Origin of the sequence: Gallalistipes aquisgranensis, assembly GCF_014982715.1 — a bacterium.
Classification (GTDB): Bacteria; Bacteroidota; Bacteroidia; order Bacteroidales; family Rikenellaceae; genus Gallalistipes; species Gallalistipes aquisgranensis.
Genome location: NZ_JADCJY010000001.1, coordinates 243,596 through 258,056, shown reverse-complemented (window position 1 = coordinate 258,056; position 14,461 = coordinate 243,596). Strand labels below are relative to the sequence as shown.

The 14,461-nt window shown below is 60.8% G+C and carries 12 protein-coding genes; 3 read left to right on the top strand and 9 right to left on the bottom strand.

Annotated elements, in window-relative coordinates:
* Positions 1-106 precede the first annotated feature (106 nt).
* Complete coding sequence (locus INF32_RS00895) at positions 107-649, top strand: DUF4251 domain-containing protein (protein ID WP_226386534.1); 543 nt, start codon at positions 107-109, stop codon at positions 647-649.
* A gap of 3 nt (positions 650-652) precedes the next feature.
* A complete protein-coding gene (locus tag INF32_RS00890; protein ID WP_226386533.1) occupies positions 653-1,453 on the top strand; it encodes a DUF4251 domain-containing protein in 801 nt (266 codons plus the stop codon).
* On the opposite strand, the gene ispF is transcribed toward INF32_RS00890, so the two are convergent.
* Both ispF and INF32_RS00880 read right to left on the bottom strand, forming a co-directional pair.
* The gene (ispF, locus tag INF32_RS00885; protein WP_226386532.1) at positions 1,426-1,932 is read right to left on the bottom strand and encodes a 2-C-methyl-D-erythritol 2,4-cyclodiphosphate synthase; all 507 of its coding nucleotides are present in this window, start codon (positions 1,930-1,932) and stop codon (positions 1,426-1,428) included. The genes INF32_RS00890 and ispF overlap by 28 nt on opposite strands.
* Positions 1,933-2,036: 104 nt before the next feature.
* The gene (locus INF32_RS00880) at positions 2,037-2,870 is read right to left on the bottom strand and encodes a hypothetical protein (RefSeq protein ID WP_226386531.1); all 834 of its coding nucleotides are present in this window, start codon (positions 2,868-2,870) and stop codon (positions 2,037-2,039) included.
* 75 nt (positions 2,871-2,945) lie between these two features.
* On the opposite strand from INF32_RS00880, the gene INF32_RS00875 reads away from it, so the two are divergent.
* Positions 2,946-4,397 carry an aminoacyl-histidine dipeptidase gene (locus tag INF32_RS00875; RefSeq protein ID WP_226386530.1) on the top strand — a complete coding sequence of 484 codons (1,452 nt, stop codon included), beginning with the start codon at positions 2,946-2,948 and terminating at the stop codon, positions 4,395-4,397.
* A 180-nt stretch (positions 4,398-4,577) separates the two neighbouring features.
* On the opposite strand, the gene INF32_RS00870 is transcribed toward INF32_RS00875, so the two are convergent.
* The 7 genes from INF32_RS00870 to INF32_RS00840 form a co-directional block, all read right to left on the bottom strand.
* On the bottom strand, positions 4,578-5,888 hold the full coding sequence (locus tag INF32_RS00870) for an aspartate kinase (RefSeq protein WP_226386529.1): 1,311 nt from the start codon (positions 5,886-5,888) through the stop codon (positions 4,578-4,580).
* 417 nt (positions 5,889-6,305) lie between these two features.
* Complete coding sequence (locus tag INF32_RS00865) at positions 6,306-7,169, bottom strand: enoyl-ACP reductase FabI (RefSeq protein WP_226386528.1); 864 nt, start codon at positions 7,167-7,169, stop codon at positions 6,306-6,308.
* Positions 7,170-7,295: 126 nt separating this feature from the next.
* The gene (locus INF32_RS00860; RefSeq protein WP_226386527.1) at positions 7,296-8,474 is read right to left on the bottom strand and encodes a TolC family protein; all 1,179 of its coding nucleotides are present in this window, start codon (positions 8,472-8,474) and stop codon (positions 7,296-7,298) included.
* Positions 8,459-11,563 carry an efflux RND transporter permease subunit gene (locus INF32_RS00855; RefSeq protein WP_226386526.1) on the bottom strand — a complete coding sequence of 1,035 codons (3,105 nt, stop codon included), beginning with the start codon at positions 11,561-11,563 and terminating at the stop codon, positions 8,459-8,461. The genes INF32_RS00860 and INF32_RS00855 overlap by 16 nt, the downstream gene beginning before the upstream one ends.
* A 14-nt stretch (positions 11,564-11,577) precedes the next feature.
* Entirely contained in the window at positions 11,578-12,810 is a 1,233-nt protein-coding gene (locus INF32_RS00850; protein WP_226386525.1) for an efflux RND transporter periplasmic adaptor subunit, read from the bottom strand.
* Between the two features lie 91 nt (positions 12,811-12,901).
* Positions 12,902-13,315, bottom strand: coding sequence for a hypothetical protein (locus tag INF32_RS00845; RefSeq protein WP_226386524.1), 414 nt, complete (start codon positions 13,313-13,315; stop codon positions 12,902-12,904).
* 239 nt (positions 13,316-13,554) lie between these two features.
* Positions 13,555-14,310 (bottom strand): lipopolysaccharide kinase InaA family protein, encoded by a 756-nt coding sequence (locus INF32_RS00840; RefSeq protein WP_226386523.1) that lies wholly within the window; start codon positions 14,308-14,310, stop codon positions 13,555-13,557.
* Positions 14,311-14,461 lie beyond the last annotated feature (151 nt).

Here is a 14,461-nt window from a genome sequence, read left to right as displayed (position 1 = left end):
TCGGGTTCCTTAGAGGGCCCGATCTATGCCACGAAAAGGCTAAAGAGCTTATAGCCCGAAGTTTGGGCAGGAAATTTGATATCTCATAGCGTAAACTTTTACGACTATGAGATATCTTTTATTATGTCTGGCTGCCATGTGCAGCTACGCGGCGGTAGCCCAGCTTTCCCCCGAAGAACTCCGCAAACACGCTTCCGAACTGCGCCACCAGGCCCGCGTCCAGGAACGCGAGATCAAGACGGCCGAATTCAAGAAGCACATCGACTCGATCGTGCTCACCCACAGTTACCGGTTCCTGCCCAGCAGTTTCACGCGCCAGCCGGCCGGCATGACCAGGATGATCTACAACCCCAACTTCCAGCTGGGCGTGTACGAAGATTTCGTGGACATCTACCTGCCCTACATCAAAGGCATCACCCCGCCCTATTTCATCACGGTACTCAACTACACGATCACCAATCCCGACAACTACATCGCCAAGCAGACGAACGAAGGCTGGACGATCACCTTCAATTCGAGCCTCTTCAGCGCGAACAACTACACCTTCACCCTCAACATCTACGGAGCCACCGGCGAAGCGGTACTCAACCTCTCGTCCGACCTTTACAACACGGTGACCTACAACGGCACCATCATGGGCAACTATTAGGCGATGAAAGGAATGTCGTTTCTCCCGATTCTCCTTCTCTGCGGCTGTGCGGCCCTGCAGGCGCAACAACAGACGGCCGATTCGCCGCCGGACTATTCCGGAGAACCGGCCGTGGCGGAATATGCCGACGCTCCGGCCGGGACAGCCTCCGACGGGCTTTCCCCGACGGAAGGGATGTCCCCCGGAATCATACGGCAGAATACCGCCGTATCCGCGGCGGCACCGGCCCGTACGGACCCCCCGGCCTCCGCACGGCCGGCACAGGCTCCCCCCGCTCCGGCCGCCGAGCCCCCAAGCACGCCCGTAGCCCTGCCCCGCACAATTCCGCCCGAAGTGCAGTCCGTTCCCGACAAGGATGCGGACAGGCTGACCCGCACCGAACGGCGCAGGCTCAAGGCGGAACGTTTCGCCGCACGGCTCGACTCGCTGGTCCGGTCACACAACTTCCGCTTCCTGCCCAACAGCATGCAGGAGCTGCCCGGAGGCTGGACCCAGCTGATCTACAACGAACTCTATTTCGTGGGTATCTTCTCCGACCACGTGGAGGTCCACATGCCCATGATCCGGGGCAATATGGCGGAGTACATCGAAATCCTCAACTTCGACACGTCCGAATGGCAGAACTACCAGATTTCCCAGGTGCAGTACGGATGGAACGTCTCCTTCAACATGATCCATGCGGACCGGAACTACACGGTCAACATGATGGTCTACACGCTGACGGGACAGACCGTTCTGAACCTGCTCACGCTGAGCAACACGATCCGCTACGTGGGTTACATACAGCCCCTGTCGAAAGAGTGACAACGGCATACGAGGGCCACGGCATAGGCGGAAACGCCCTCTTCGCGCCCCTCGTATCCCAGCCGTTCGGAAGTCGTCGCCTTTACCGAAACCGCGTCGCACTCCACGCCCATCGTCCGGGCTAGGATGCGGCGCATTTCGTCGATATGGGGCCTCAGCCGGGGCCGCTGCATCACGATCGTCGCGTCGACGTTGGCCACCCTGTATCCCTTCTCCCGAAGCAATTCCACCGTGCGGCGCAGCAGCACGAGACTGTCGATGCCCCGGAACTCCTCCGACGTGTCGGGAAAATGAAGCCCGATATCGCCCAGCGCCACGGCGCCCAGCAACGCATCGCAGAGGGCGTGCACCAGCACGTCGCCGTCCGAATGCGCCACGAATCCCTTTTCGTGCGGAATCCGCACCCCGCCGATCACCAGCGGCAGCCCCTCGCGGAGCACATGCACGTCGAAACCGTGCCCGATCCGAAAATCCTCCATTTCCGTTATCCGATAATTAACAGGGGATAAATATACGAAATATAGCCGACATACAGAACCCTGCCGGCCATTGTCCTCCCGGTCCCGCCCCGGAAGGCGCCCGGTCACCGGCCGAAAACCAGCCCGACGGTCAGGTTCACGGAGTGCAGGGCCATAGCCGGCGACATTCTCACCCTCCGCTCGCCCGCCTGTCCGCCGGAGACATTCTGCTCCGCATCGAACCGTTTCGCAGCCGACGCCAGCAGCGACACACGCAGCTGCAACCCTACGCCGCCGGTCAGCCGCCACAGGTAAGCCGCCCCGGCCTGCCCGGCGAACGAGGCCGTCCGCCACGTCTCGCCGCTTCCGAAGTCCATACGCGAACGCAGGTAACCCGCCCCCAGGTCGAACATCCATGCATTGCGGTATCTGCCGTCGAAAAGCCTGTATGTCACGGCGGGACCGATATAGAAACTGCGAAAATCCCACTCCTGCAGGCCCCGGTAATTTGCCGCGACGCCCACCCCCCAGGATTCGGAGACGAAACCCGATACGGTCCCGCCGACGATAAACCCGTCGGTCATGTCGTGCCACGGCATCCCTTCTCCCGCATACTGCACGCCGTTCAGGGAACAGTCGCCCGTGGAGGCGAAAATACGCCCCCGATAGCTGTATCCTCCCTCCAGCACCAAAGTCAGCATATCGTAGCGGCCCTCCTTCTCCTCCCGGGGAAGGGAGCGTATGCTCCGTATGCTGTCCCGTCCGAAATAGCGGAGCGCCCTCCGGCCCTCCATCCTCACCATCAGTTTTTCGGAATCGGCACTGAGCACCCGGCAGACATACTCCTTTCCCGTTGTGGTACGGATCACCCGGGTCTGGGCAGCGGCACTGCCCGCAATCGACAAAAGAAACGCTACGGGCAGAAATGCCCTGCGACAGAGGGGAAATTTCTTCATCATAAGGCCAGGTATCGGTGTCGTCAGGGATAAATATACGCAAAATTCACTATCTTTACAAGCAAACTACACGAAATCATGGCTATACTCGACCGATTGGAACCGCGCCCGGTGTGGGAGATTTTCGAAGAGATCACCCGGGTGCCCAGACCCTCGAAAAAGGAGGGCAAGATCATCCGCTATCTCACGGATTTCGCAGGGAAACACGGGTTCGACTGCAAAAAGGACGACGCAGGCAACGTGGTCATCCGGAAACCCGCCACTCCCGGACGGGAAGACCGCCCCGCCGTGGTGCTGCAAAGCCACATGGATATGGTCTGCGAGAAGAACTCGGACGTCGTATTCGACTTCGAAAACGACCCCATCGTCCCCCGCATCGAAGACGGATGGGTCAAAGCGACCGGCACCACGCTCGGGGCCGACTGCGGTATCGGCATGGCGGCGGCTCTGGCCGCACTGACCGACGAAAAGCTGGAACACGGTCCGCTGGAGGCCCTTTTCACCGTGGACGAGGAGACGGGACTGACCGGAGCCTTCAATCTGGGCGAAGAGATGCTCTCCGGGCAGTACCTGATCAATCTCGACTCTGAAGACGAGGGAGAACTCTTCATCGGATGCGCCGGAGGGATCGACACGGTCGCCACCTTCCGCTACACCCCCCAGGAACCGCCCCGGGGAACGGTCTTCTTCCGGGTGGACATCGCCGGGCTGAAGGGCGGCCATTCGGGCGACAACATCAACGACGGGCTGGCCAATTCGAACAAGCTGATGGCCCGGCTGCTCGGACAGATCGGCCGGGAGACGGACCTCTGCCTCGGCTATTTCGACGGAGGCAACCTCCGCAACGCTATTCCGAGAGAGGCCTACGCATTGTTCGGCGTTCCCGTCAAGGGTGTTCGGCGGCTGTTCGAGATTTACGAACGGTTCACGCGCGACATCGCCGAAGAGTTCCGCCTGACCGATCCCGGCATCACGTTCTCCATCGCCGAAATGCCGCCCACCGACACGGTGCTCGACGCCGCCACACGGGACGGACTGCTCGGATCGCTGCTGGGCGTACCCAACGGCGTACTGGCCATGAGCCATGCCGTACCGGGGCTCGTGGAGACCTCTACGAACCTCGCTTCGGTGAAATTCGGACCCGACCGTACGATCACGGTCACCTCCTCGCAGCGCTCCTCGTCCGAGAGCGCCAAACGGGCGGCGGCAGCCTCCGTGGAAGCGGTCTACCGGCTCGCCGGAGCGGAGGTCAGCCATTCGGACGGTTACCCGGGCTGGACCCCCGACCCCGATTCCCGTCTGCTGGAGACGACACGGACGGCCTATGCGTCGCTGTTCGGCACGGAACCCAGGATACGGGCCATCCACGCCGGACTGGAGTGCGGGCTGTTTCTGGAAAAATACCCCGATCTGGAAATGGTCTCCTTCGGTCCCACCCTGCGCGGGGTACACTCGCCCGACGAACGGCTGGAGATCGCCACGGTGGACAAATTCTGGAAACTGCTCTGCGAGGTGATCCGTACCTTGTAGAAAAACAGAGACGGGCGATTCCGCATCCGGACCGACGTGCGCGGACCTTCCCCCCGCCCCCGTTTCCCCGAAAGAAACGGATTTCGTTCCACCCGGAGGTCCCTGCTCCGCTCTCCGGCCGGAGACGCTCAGGAAAGAGGTCCGGCAGGCGGACGGACAACAGGCAATATATGGACAGAATCAGTGGAAAACGCAGTTGTTGAGCGCTTCGAGAGCCTGCTTCTTATTGTCCCGGTGCATGACCAGCGACAGGTCGCAGTTGTCGCCGTAGGAGATCATCCGCACGGGAATGTCTTTCAGAGCCCCGATGATACGGGTTTCGAACCCCACGTTGTACCATTTCAGGTCGCCGACCACGCAGACGATCACCATGTCGTCCTCCACCGTCACGTCGGCATAGGGGCTCAGCGCCTCGACGATCTGCGGAAGCCGCTCCCGGCTGTCCACGGAGAGGGAAATCTCCACATCGGAGGTGACCATCAGGTCGATCGGGGTGTGCAGGCGGTCGAAGATACCGAACACCTTGTTCAGGAAACGGTAGGACGGCACCTTGTAGGTAGAACGTATCTTGACATAGGTCACGTCGTCCTTGGCGGCCACGGCCTTGATCCGTCCCGTGTCGGCCGTATCGGAAATGAGCGTACCGGGCGCTTCCGGGTCCATCGTGTTGAGCAGCCGCACGGGAATGTTCTTCTGTTTGGCGGGCAGGATGCAGGTGGGATGCAGAATCTTCGCCCCGAAATGGGCCAGTTTGGACGCCTCGTCGAAAGTGAGCCTGCGGACGGGTGTCGTCCGGTGCACCACGCGCGGATCGTTGTTGTGCAGCCCGTCGATGTCGGTCCATATCTGGATTTCGGAGGCGCCCAGTGCGGCACCGATCAACGAGGCGCTGTAATCGCTGCCTCCCCTTCTCAGGTTGTCGATCTCCCCCGCAGCATTTCGGCAGATATACCCCTGTGTAATGAACAGACGGGTAAAGGGATATTCGTTCAGCGCCTTGCGCACGTTGCGCCGGATAAAACGCATGTCCGGTTCCCCGTACCGGTCCGTCCGCATGAAATCGGTGGCCGGCAGCAAGGCGGCGTTCACCCCCTCTTCCTTCAGGTAGAGATGCATCAGCCGCGTAACGATCAGTTCGCCCTGGGCCAGCACCACTTTCTCCGCGGTGGAGGTGAACGGCTCGCCGGCGATCCGCCGCAACAGGGCGAAAGATTCGGATATATGCGCTTTCGCCTTGGCCCGGCTTCCCTCCGACCGGTAAAGACGGTCGGAGACATCCGCATACCGCCCTTCGAGTTCTGCGACGGAGGCCAGCTCTCCGGCGACATCGTTACCGGAGAGCTGCCCGGCGATCGCCGCCAGCGCGTTCGTCGTCCCGGACATGGCCGAAAGCACGACCACCTTGGGTTCTTCGCTGCAAATCAGCCGGGCGACGTGCTTGATTCTTTCGACGGAACCTACCGAGGTCCCGCCGAATTTCAATACTTTCATCTTTTCGATTTTCATTCGCTGTTTCCGATGCGGAACTCCCCCGTATCTCCACCCGGAGGGAAGGACAGGCTTCGTTCCGGCAATTTCGTATCCGACCGAACGTCAAAGGCCGGACCAACCCGCACCGGGAACGGACAACGAACTGACAGACAGCACCATGAAAAAAAAGACTACGGACTCCGTATCCTTCCATTCTGATAAAGCGGTCCTTTCAGAATGAGAGGAAACGGAAAAGGGCCGGGCAATTCCGGAAAGCGAAATCCGTACGCCCCCCGGCCCTTTCCGAAACCGTCCCAAAGCGGCCGGACAACCGGGCAATATTCTGTCGCAGGAACAAAAAAACCCCCGCTGCACACACTCGCAGCGGGGGAGAAACCGTAGGAACGGACATGCCGGATACCGGCCGGCCGGAGAGCGTTATTCCTTCCCGAAAGGATACTGGTTCTGATGAACGTCCTGGAAGGCGAGACCCTTTTCGTAGGTGTGCATGGCCCGGCGGCTCATGCCCATGCTCGAGAACCCTCCGTCGTGGAACAGGTTCTGCATGGTGACCTTGCGCGTCAGGTCGGAGAAGAGCGTGATGACGTATCCCGCGCAGTCGTCGGCCGTGGCATTGCCCAGCGGCGACATCCGCTCGGCGAAGTCCATCAGATCGCCCAGTCCGAGCACGCCGTTGCCCGCCGTGGTGGGCGTGGGCGACTGCGACACGGTATTGATGCGGATTTTCTTCTCCCGTCCGTAGATATACCCGAAGCTGCGGGCGATGCTCTCCAGCAGGGCCTTGGCGTCGGCCATGTCGTTGTAGCCGTAGAGCGTACGCTGGGCGGCGATATAGGAGAGCGCCACGATCGACCCCCAGTCGTTCAGGGCGTCTTTCTTGCGGGCCACCTGGATGACCTTGTGGAACGAAATCGCCGAAATATCGAGGGTTTTGGTCAGGAAATCGTAGTCCAGATCGTCGTACGTGCGCCCCTTGCGGACATTGGGCGACATGCCGATCGAGTGGAGGATGAAATCGAACTTGCCGCCGAAATGCTCCATCGTCCGGTCGATCAGATTCTCCAGGTCGGACACGGAGGTCGCATCGGCCGGAACGACGATCGTGCCGCACTGCTCGGCCAGTTGTCCCACGGTACCCATGCGGATCGAAACGGCCGTGTTGGTCAGCACGATCTCGGCCCCCTCCTCGACGGCCCGCTGAGCCACTTTCCATGCGATGGATTGCTCGTTGAGCGCCCCGAAGATCAGTCCTTTCTTTCCTTTCAAAAGATTGTATGCCATAATTTTCCGTATTGATGATGGGACAAAGGTACGAAAAAGTTGCCGAATACAAAACCGGACATCCCGCCTTTCGTGCGCGTACACGAAAAGCGGGATGCCCCCTGCCTGCGGCTCGCCGCCGCACACCTACAATCCGATCATCTCGATGCGGGCACGTACCACACGGTAATCCCGTTCGGTCGTAATCAGCGCCTCGCGGACCTGGTACACGGTGGACAGTTCGGTGAAATAGTCCACGACCGAGACCTGTCCCACCCGGAGCGCCTTGTCCAGCAGTTCCAGATTACGGTCCGGAGCCAGCGCGTTTCCGTATTCGCGGAGCGAATGTTCCAGTTGGGCGGCCTTGTCGTAGAGCTGCCGGAGGGTGGTCTCCACGTCGATCCGGCCGCTTTCGAGCTGCGTGCGGGCGAACTGCGCCTGTGCCCTGGCCCGTTTCACCCGACCCCGGCTCTCGAACAGGGGCACGCTCATACCCACCGTAAAGCCGTCGGAATGCTCCCCCGCCGCGAACTCTCTCCGATACCCTACCTCGAACGAAGGCAGCGACTGCGCCTTCGACAGTTTCACGTCCTGCTCGGCCGCCTCCACACCCGTGCGGAAAGCCAGCAGCTGGGGATCGTTTTCCCGATAGAACACCAGCATGGAATCCAGCGGCTGAAGCAGGGACAGGGGCGGATATTCCGTATCGGGGAAATCGACGGACACGCCTCCGTTCAGATTCACCAGCTGGGACTCCAGGGCGGCCAGGTCCATATCAACCAGACGCGCCGCATTGCGGGCAGCCACCAGTTCCAGATTCACCTTGTTCTGTTCCAATATGTTCGCATCGCCCGTCTCGGACCTGACGGCATAGAGGGCCGCCAGACGCTCGGCATTCTTCACCTTCTCGTCCGCCAGCGCCTTCAGCCGCCGCTGGGCGACGATGGCGATGCACGCCTCCTGGGCCTGCAGAAGCACCTGCCGGCGGAACACGGCGTATTCATGGCCGTACTGCCTCTCCAGCAACCGGTTCATTTTGGAACGGTTGGCATACACCGTGGGGAAATCGAACGGCTGGGCCACATTGATCTCTCCGCTGCGGCCCACCTCGGAAGGCGTACCCCACAACTGGTCGTAGGAGACAGTCGGATTGCCCAGATTGTTCGACGACCGGGCTTCCAGCACCTGCGCCCCGGTCAGCTCCCTGCGGGCCCGGAGCGTCACGCTGTTCTCCTCCACGGAGCGGAGCACACGCTCCACCCCGTTCTGCGCGAAGGCCCCCGACACTACGAGCAGGGCCGCAACGGTCGTTACGATCGTTCGCATACGTTTTCGTTTTTACGGTTCAACATCAGATAGACCACCGGCACCACGAACCCGTTCAGAAACGTGGAGCTGACCAGACCGCCCAGAATCACCTTCGCCATGGGGCTCTGAATCTCGTTGCCGGAGACATCGCCGCCCAGTGCCAGCGGAATCAGCGCCAGCGCCGACGACAGGGAGGTCATCAGGATCGGGTTCAACCGGTCGAGCGACCCCTGTATCACACTCTCGTAGAGGGGACATCCCCCGGAGCGCAAATGATTGTAATGGGAGACGAGCAGGATGCCGTTGCGCACGGCGATGCCCAGCAGCGAAATGAAACCGATAATGGCCGGAATGCTCACCACGCCGGAAGTCATCCAGATCGCCGCAACGCCGCCGATCAGGGCCAGCGGCAGGTTGATCATCACCATTCCGGCCAGTTTCACCTGCTTGAACTCCTGAAACAGCATCAGGAAGATCACCAACAGGGCCACCAGCGAGGCGAACGAAAGCACCCGCGAAGCGGATTGCTGGCTCTCGAACTGTCCGCCATACTCCACGTAATAACCCTCGGGCAGCTCGACCTGTTCCCGGATACGCTTCTCGATTTCGGCGACCGCACCGCCCAGATCGCCCCCGGTCACGTTGGCCGACACGACGATCTTGCGCTTCACGTTCTCCCGGTTCACGGCATCGGGCCCGGCCGTGGAGACGATCTCGGCCACATAGCCGAGAGGCACCTTCGTACCGCCCGCGTCGATCAGCAGGTTGCCAATCTCCTCCATCGAGGAACGGCTCCCGTCGTCGGCCCGCACGGTCAGGTCGAACGAACTTCCCTGGTCGTAGACCTGCGAAATCACCTTGCCCGCCAGCGCCACGTTCACGAATTCGGAGAACTGCGGTATCGTGATCCCGTAACGGGCCAGCAGTTCGCGGCGGGGTTTGATCTGAAGCTGCGAACGTTCGATCTGCTGCTCCACGTTCAGATCGGCGATGCCGGGAACCGTGGCGATGGCCTCCCTGATCCGGTTGCCCAACGTGAACATACGGTTCAGATCGGTGCCGAACAGTTTGATGGCGATATTGGCCTTCGTCCCCGAGAGCATGGCGTCGATACGGTGCGAAATGGGCTGTCCGATCTCGATGTTCACCCCCTTCAACGCACCCAGCCGGGCCCGTACGTCGGCCATGAACTCCTCGCGCGAACGGCCGTCCAGTTCGAAGGGAGCCTCGATCTCGGAGACGTTCACTCCGAGCGCGTGCTCGTCCAGTTCGGCTCGGCCCGTCTTGCGGGCCACGGTTCTGATCTCGGGAACTTCGAGCAGGATTTTCTCCACTTCACCGCCGATGCGGTCCGACTCCTCGAGCGACACGCCCGGCAGGACGCTCGCATTGATCGTAAGCGAACCTTCATTGAAGGGGGGCAGGAAACTGCGTCCCAGCGTAAAGAAAACCGCAAGCGCCCCCGCGAACAGGGCCAGCGTCACGCCCAGCAGCGCCCGCTTGCGACCCATGACCCACTCCAGCGCCCTGCGATAGACCCGCTTGAGGAAAGCGGCGACGAAAGGCTCCTTCTCCGCCTTTTTCAACACCCTGTCGCCCGTGAGCAGGTAACTGCACATGACGGGAGTCAGCGTGACGGCCACCACCATCGAGGCGAACAGCGACACGATGAACGACACGCCCAGCGGACGGAGCATCCGTCCCTCCATACCGCTCAGGAAAAAGAGGGGCACGAATGCGACGATCGTGATGATCGTCGCATTGACGATCGAGGTGCGGATCTCCTTCGATGCCTCGAACACCACATGCAGCGGATTCTCCCGCTCCTCCTTCGGCTTGCGGCGATTCTCCCGCAACCGTTTGAAGACGTTCTCCACGTCGATGATGGCGTCGTCCACCAGAGAACCGATGGCGATGGCCATACCGCCGAGACTCATCGTATTGATCGTGAAACCCAGCACCTTGAGCACCAACACGGACACCAGCAGCGACAACGGCAGGGCCACCAGCGAAATGACCGTCACACGCGTGTTCATCAGGAAGAAGAAGAGCACCACGATCACGAAGAGCGCCCCCTCCAGAAGCGATTTCTGAATGTTGTCGATCGAACTGTCGATAAAGCGCGACTGACGGAATATGTCGGTCGCCACGTGCACGTCCGCCGGGAGGGAAGCCTGCAATTCGGCCAGCGCAGCGTCGAGCCGTTCCGTAAGTTCGATCGTGTTGGTCTGCGGCTGTTTGGTAACGGTGATGAGCACGGCCGGCGTTCCGCGGTAGGAGGCCACGCCCAGTTTGGGCGCCTTATCTCCGATGCGCACCTCGGCCACATCCTCCACCAGCACGGGAAGCCCTTCGGCCGAAAGTTTCACCACGGCCTTGCCGATCTCGGCCGGATCGGTCGTGGAGGTCACCCCGCGTACGATATATTCGTTGCCGTATTCGTACAGCACACCGCCCGCCGTGTTCTGGGTCATCTCCTGCACGGAGGCGGTCAGCTCTTCGACACTCACCCCGAACTGTTTCATCTTCCGGGGCGACATCAGTATCTGGTACTCCTTGACCTCGCCGCCGATCACCGAAACCTGTGCCACACCCGACATGGAGAGCAGTCGGGGGCGGATCGTCCAGTCGGCCAGCGTTCGCAGGTCCCGCAGCGACGTGCTGTCCGAGGTGAGACCCACGATCATCAGTTCGCCCAGAATGGAGGACTGGGGCCCCAGCACGGGGGTTCCCACGCCCGGGGGAAGCGTGCCGGAGAGTGCGGCCAGCTTTTCGGTCACGATCTGGCGGGCGATATAGATGTCTGTGTTCCAGTCGAACTCGACCCACACCACCGAAAATCCGGTCGCGGAAGAGGAGCGGACACGCCGCACGCCCGTGGCGCCGTTGACGGCCGTCTCCACAGGGAAAGTCACCAGACGTTCCACCTCTTCGGCTGCCATGCCGCTGGCTTCGGTCATCACGACCACCGTGGGCGCATTCAGATCGGGAAACACGTCCACCTCCATGCGCATGGCCGTATAAAGCCCCACTGCGGCCAGCAGGGAGGAGACGATCACTACAAACAGGCGGTTGTGCAGTGAAAACTGTATGATTTTGTTCAGCATACGCACCCTCCCCGTTAGTGGTTATGGGTATGTCCCGGAATGGACGCGGAGGCCGAAGCCATACGCACATGGACCGCTCCCTCGGTCACCACCTCCTCGCCGGGCGCAAGCCCCGAGAGAATCCGCACCCGCTCCCCGTCGCCGGGGCCGAGCTTCACCTCGCGGCGCTGGTAACCCTCCTCGTCGAGCCGCACATACACGTAATAGACGCCCTGCTGTTCGGTGACGGCGGAGAGCGGCACCGAAATCACTCCGCTCTGCGGAGCTCCGGTGAGCCACACCTCCACGAAGGAACCCGGCACCACACCGCCCCGGTTATCGAACTCGAAGGTGACGGGAATCAGGTAGGAACCGGACGGCGATGCCTTGCCCACGGAGACGAGGCGTCCGTTCATATCCTTCAGGGACCAGACCCGCTCTTCGTAAGGGGCTTTGAAATTGGCGCTCCGCACGCTTTTCAGCCGGTCGTAATATTTCTGGGAGACTTCGGCCCGGAGCATCAGACGGCGGTTCTTCGACACGGTAGCCAGCGGGGCGCCCATCTCCACATAGTCGCCCTCCTTCACCGACAGGGAGGTGAGGAACCCCGGAATCGGAGCCGCCACCACCGTTCCCCGTTCGGAACGGATCGAAGCGATGGCCTCGTACTCGGCCAGGGCCTGTTCGTAAGCCAGTTTCGTCTGGTCGTATTCGCGCTGCGACACGATACGGTCGGCCAACAGCTCCTTCGCCCGTTCGTAATCGGCCCGGGCCTTGTCGTAAGCCGCTTTCGTACGGGCATTGATGTCTCCCGTGGCGATTTTCCGGGAAGATATGTAGAAGAGACGGGCTCCGTGCACCACCTGCGCCCCCTCGGTCAGACGCGGCCCGGCAAAGGAGACGATCCCCGACACGGGAGCCGACAGCGACACCTCGTCGCCCTGCGCGGCCAGCACCTGGCCGCTGGTGCGGATCACCTCGCAGAAGACACCGGGTTCCACCCTCTCCACCTTCAGACCGGCCCGCTCGGCCTGCGCCTTCGGGAAAACGATCTCGTCGGCATGGGCGGCCTCGGCGGCCAGTTCGGCTTCATGGTCGTGGCCTTCGGCCTCGTGGTCGTGACCGTCGTGCTCCTCCCCCTCGTGTTCCGAATGGACATGGTTTTTTTCCGCCGCCTGTTCCGAAGCAGCTTTATTCTGATCGGCCTGACCGCCGCACCCTGTCATCAGGGCGCCGCCGAGCATCAGGCACCAAACTGTTCTATTCATGATTTCGTTTTTACTGGTTTCGACATAAACGGAATACGCCCCGGCCATAGAGACCGGAAGCCGCCGCACCCTGAACGGGGAACCGGCCCATCTATGCGAAAAGCGTGGGAGCACGCAGCAGGGAAGCCTGCGTGATATAAAGAATATGGAGAGGCGTCATGTCCGGACGCTCATACACCGTCCCGGCCGCCATGTCGGACGCACCGGTTTTGGACATACTCCCCACCGCAGACACCGTCACCGCCGGCCCTGCGTCCGGCAGACAGGCCGCATCCCACGCCTCGGGGGAGAGGTCCTCCCGCTGAGGCTGGGAGAAGACCAGGTCGCTGAAACCGCAACCGTCTCCGGCGGCGTCATGGCTGTGAGACCCGCAGCTGCGCCCCTCGTGGTCCCGGCAGTCGGCATGTGCCTCGGTGCAGTGCAGCAGGTTCATGCACACCCCGCTGCTCTCCGGATGGTGATGATGGGGAAAGAGCATCACACCCTGCATGACCATGCAGAGCATCAATACCGTTCGAATCGCTCTATTCCGTCTTATCCGAAACATAAAACCGCGTGTCATACCGTCAATATTCTTACCGGGACAAAGATAGACGAAACATTCCGCCACCCGGTTGCAAACTTTCCGGAAACCCAACGCAGCAAATATAAAAATTATTTCGTTCCCCACCTAACGAAGTGAAAGATAAATTCTTCGCACCCGGAACGGCCGGGCCGCCGGGATACGAAAATGACGGAGAGAGCCTAATTCTCCGCCATTCCCCTGGCCCACTCCTTCAGCCGGCGCTTGCGGTCGGCCTTGCGTTCGAACATCGCCCTGAAAAAAGCCACGCCCGCCAGACATCTGCTCGCATTCCATCCCCGCAGGGCGGCGTAACGCACGGAGAGTTCGTAGGTGAGACGGGTGTCCTCGCACAACCGCCGGACATTGGCCATGCAGGCCCGGCGGCTCATTCGCCCGAACCGCATGCGGTTGATGTCGATCAGCATGAAATCGACACTCCCGTCCGCCTTCTGTTTATAGAGCACGTTGCTCAGGTTGTAATCGTCATGACACACCCCTTTTTCATGCAGCATGACCGTAAAGCGGACGAAATCTTCGAAAATATGCAGTTGGCTGTCCAACGCTTCGAACTCGAGCTGTTTCAACGGAGTGTAGTCCGTAAAGGATGTCACCAGGTAACAGGTCGTGAGCAGCCCCCGCGAGTACAGTTCCAGATACCCCGCCGGATCAGGCGTCCGTATCCCCAGCCCGCGCAGTTCCAGCGCATTGCCGTACGCCCGTTCCGCCTTGCTCTTGCGGAACCACGCATAGACACAGCGGTTGAAAAGGTTCGGACGCCGGAACCGTTTGACCACGATCCGCACCCCGTCCACCAGAAAGGTCTTCACACAATTCCTGCCGTTGTGAAGCGTGACGCCCTCGTTTTCGAACCGCAAGGGTAGTTCCCGTATGAAATCTTCGAGAAAAGCATACTCTTCATGCACGACCATTTTCATGACGACCTCCTTATTTTTAACGGGTTCGGAACAAAACTACCGAAAATCGGAACCTCAGAATAGCCGATAGGCATACTTAAATGTTCCGAAAGTCGGAAAACGACCGGAACCGCCCGTCCGAGCCCCGTACGATCCCGCCGATTAGGTATAT

Excerpts from the sequence above, each read along its gene's own strand:
- INF32_RS00840 (WP_226386523.1), bottom strand. The coding sequence starts at position 14,310 with ATGAAAATGGTCGTGCATGAAGAGTATGCTTTTCTCGAAGATTTCATA.
- ispF (WP_226386532.1), bottom strand. The coding sequence starts at position 1,932 with ATGGAGGATTTTCGGATCGGGCACGGTTTCGACGTGCATGTGCTCCGC.
- INF32_RS00895 (WP_226386534.1), top strand. The coding sequence starts at position 107 with ATGAGATATCTTTTATTATGTCTGGCTGCCATGTGCAGCTACGCGGCG.
- INF32_RS00855 (WP_226386526.1), bottom strand. The coding sequence starts at position 11,563 with ATGCTGAACAAAATCATACAGTTTTCACTGCACAACCGCCTGTTTGTA.
- INF32_RS00875 (WP_226386530.1), top strand. The coding sequence starts at position 2,946 with ATGGCTATACTCGACCGATTGGAACCGCGCCCGGTGTGGGAGATTTTC.
- INF32_RS00890 (WP_226386533.1), top strand. The coding sequence starts at position 653 with ATGAAAGGAATGTCGTTTCTCCCGATTCTCCTTCTCTGCGGCTGTGCG.
- INF32_RS00880 (WP_226386531.1), bottom strand. The coding sequence starts at position 2,870 with ATGATGAAGAAATTTCCCCTCTGTCGCAGGGCATTTCTGCCCGTAGCG.
- INF32_RS00845 (WP_226386524.1), bottom strand. The coding sequence starts at position 13,315 with ATGCTCTGCATGGTCATGCAGGGTGTGATGCTCTTTCCCCATCATCAC.
- INF32_RS00870 (WP_226386529.1), bottom strand. The coding sequence starts at position 5,888 with ATGAAAGTATTGAAATTCGGCGGGACCTCGGTAGGTTCCGTCGAAAGA.
- INF32_RS00865 (WP_226386528.1), bottom strand. The coding sequence starts at position 7,169 with ATGGCATACAATCTTTTGAAAGGAAAGAAAGGACTGATCTTCGGGGCG.
- INF32_RS00850 (WP_226386525.1), bottom strand. The coding sequence starts at position 12,810 with ATGAATAGAACAGTTTGGTGCCTGATGCTCGGCGGCGCCCTGATGACA.
- INF32_RS00860 (WP_226386527.1), bottom strand. The coding sequence starts at position 8,474 with ATGCGAACGATCGTAACGACCGTTGCGGCCCTGCTCGTAGTGTCGGGG.